Here is a 1,193-nt window from a genome sequence, read left to right as displayed (position 1 = left end):
TAATGCCAAAAAACAGTTGGGCGATCTGGATAAACGCTATCAAAGCCTCGCTGAAGCACATCATATGATTGGCGAAGAACAAGACCAACTGCATAAACAGATAAATGATTTGCAGCATAAGAATAATGAGCTACAACAGCACAACAATGAACTCAAACAACAAAATAGCGATATCAAAAAGCAAAATCATGACTTACAAGAAAAAAATCAGCTCGCCGCTGAACGTACGCAAGTCGTACTAAAACGATTGACGCGTATTGATCAAATGGAAGGCTAAGCATAGTTTTTTATATACTTTAATTTAATAATGCTGCGGTGCATCATGTATTAATGATGTCTGGGCTAATGATACTATTTTAACGACGTTAACTTGTAGGATTCTCTATGACTGATAACAATAGCAACGCCACTCAAAAAGACAAACTGCAATCTCAGCAAAACCAAAATGAAGCATCAAAACAGCGCGCTGACAATGCAAACTTGACTTCTAACAACTCAGCTTCTAGGAGCTCTGCCTCTAATACAAGCGCAAAACCTGCGACTTTGGAACCAGAAATGAAAAAAGTAGACATTGTCATCGCTGGTGTGACCTATCAAATTTATTGCCCTGCAAATGAAGAAGCGGAGCTACGCTCAGCAGTATATTATATCAATGACTTTTTGCTCAATATCAAAAAAGATGCGCCGAACTTAAGTCAAGAAAACTTACTCGTACTATGCTGCTTGAACCTTTATGAAAAAATTCATGCTCATAAAAAATCAGATGACGAGACTGCTCAAGCATCTAAACAAGCTGAAGCACTGCTTAGCAAAATTATGAAAGATGCACAGTCTATTTTGTAAGCTCATAAATGACAGACTACCCTTCTGGCTGATAATGCTTACCAGCATGAAAGTCTGCTTGATGCTCATAATTACAAAAAAATAGTTCTTTATTGGCTACAGTATGCCCATCGCTATCTGTGGCCAAATTAGGCTGGCTTTCGAGGACGCCGCGATATTCAGCCAAGCTGTGCCCACAAAAATCGCAATTGCGCGGTGTGGTCACATCCCCTTCTTTTGGCATCATACTTTTGGGTGCTCGTGGGTACATGAACTTATAAAACCCCCACATTGAGACCCAAATAAGAATGATTATAATAATAGCAGCAGCCACGGTCATGCTCCTTAGATAGATAATTTATATACTATAG

Annotated in this window: 2 protein-coding genes and 1 pseudogene; 2 read left to right on the top strand and 1 reads right to left on the bottom strand. The window is 39.1% G+C overall.

What is annotated here, in order from left to right:
• Together ACS8FD_RS15605 and ACS8FD_RS15600 are read left to right on the top strand one after the other, a co-directional pair.
• Positions 1 to 277 (top strand): annotated as a pseudogene (locus ACS8FD_RS15605) (hypothetical protein); the annotation flags it as partial.
• Between the two features lie 107 nt (positions 278 to 384).
• Entirely contained in the window at positions 385 to 843 is a 459-nt protein-coding gene (locus ACS8FD_RS15600; protein ID WP_439261933.1) for a cell division protein ZapA, read from the top strand.
• 16 nt (positions 844 to 859) lie between these two features.
• Here the strand turns inward: ACS8FD_RS15600 and ACS8FD_RS15595 are convergent, their stop codons facing one another.
• Positions 860 to 1,162: a hypothetical protein gene (locus ACS8FD_RS15595; RefSeq protein ID WP_439276520.1), complete on the bottom strand. Its 303-nt coding sequence runs from the start codon at positions 1,160 to 1,162 to the stop codon at positions 860 to 862.
• Positions 1,163 to 1,193 lie beyond the last annotated feature (31 nt).

The organism is Psychrobacter sp. 1U2 (assembly GCF_051847575.1).
The sequence above is the reverse complement of the archived record's forward strand: the minus strand, read 5'-3'. Positions and strand labels throughout refer to the sequence as shown.